This is a genomic window from Kribbella antibiotica (genome assembly GCF_004349055.1).
In the GTDB taxonomy this organism is placed as follows: domain Bacteria; phylum Actinomycetota; class Actinomycetes; order Propionibacteriales; family Kribbellaceae; genus Kribbella; species Kribbella antibiotica.
Genome location: NZ_SMKX01000307.1, coordinates 1 through 1,243, shown reverse-complemented (window position 1 = coordinate 1,243; position 1,243 = coordinate 1). Strand labels below are relative to the sequence as shown.

The 1,243-nt window shown below is 65.2% G+C and carries 1 protein-coding gene; it reads left to right on the top strand.

Translation table 11 applies throughout. The annotated features are described in order from the left end of the window. The coding region (locus E1263_RS42375) for an IS4 family transposase (protein WP_132178133.1) at nucleotides 1-1,243 on the top strand (1,243 nt) is incomplete at both ends.

Genomic DNA, 1,243 nt, shown 5'->3' with positions numbered 1-1,243 from the left:
CCGTTCGAGATGGTCGACGAAGCCCTGGCCGAGTGCCGCCGGGTCCAGGTCCGGGTGCGTGATCTGCCCGCCCGGGTTGTGGTCTATCTGGTGGTGGCCGGATGCCTGTTCCCGGACTTGGGCTATCGCCAGGTCTGGCACCGAATGGTCGCCGGACTGCACGGCCTGGTCGTCGCGACACCGACCGCGGCCGCGTTGACCCATGCCCGGCGCCGTCTCGGCGCCGCACCCTTGAAAGCATTGTTCGACCTGGTCCGTGGCCCTGCCGCTCCGATCGCCGCGGCAGGCATCCGGTGGCGAGGGCTGCTGATCACCGCGATCGACGGCACCACGATGAGCGTGCCCGATACCAGCGCGAACCTGGCCGTTTTCACCAAACGAGCCAGCGGGAACATCGGCTCCTACCCGCATCTGCGATTGCTGAGCGTGGTCTGCTGCGGCACCCGCACCATCATCGATGCAGACTTCGGACCCTCCAGCACCGGTGAGACCAGCTATGCCCCACCCCTGCTGAGCCGTGCTCTACGCGCAGGCATGATCGTCTTGGCAGACCGGGCCTTCGCCACCCAGACCATCATCGGTGCGATCACCGCCACCGGCGCAGAACTACTGATCCGCTGCAAAGCCAACCGCAAACTCCCCGTCCTGCACCGCCACCACGACGGGTCCTACCTATCGACGTGGCACGGAACACCCGTACGCGTCATCACCGCAGAGATCACCATCGCGACCACTCACGGCAAACACACCGCCAGCTACCGGCTCATCACCACCCTGCTCGACCCCAACCACTATCCCGCCCTCGACCTGGTCGAGCTCTACCACCAACGCTGGGAAATCGAGACAACCTACCTCGCGATCAAATCCACCGTTCTCGGCGGACACGTCCTGCGCGCACGCACCCCCGACGGCATCACCCAAGAGGTCTACGCCCACCTGATCGCCTACCAGATCCTGCGCCACGCCATGACTGAGGCCACCAACACCCAGCCCGGAACCGACCCCGACCGCGCCAGCTTCACCATCGCCCTCAACGCCGCCCGCGACCAACTCATCCAAGCCACAGGCATCATCACCAGCACCGTCACCAACATCGCCCGACTCGTCCTGGCCAACCTCCTACCACCACGCCGAACCCGCATCAGCCCCCGCGCAGTCAAACGCGCACAATCGAAATACCCCGCCAAACAAGCAAAACTCGACCGCACCACCTACAAAGCCACCATCACCATCAACCTCCCCG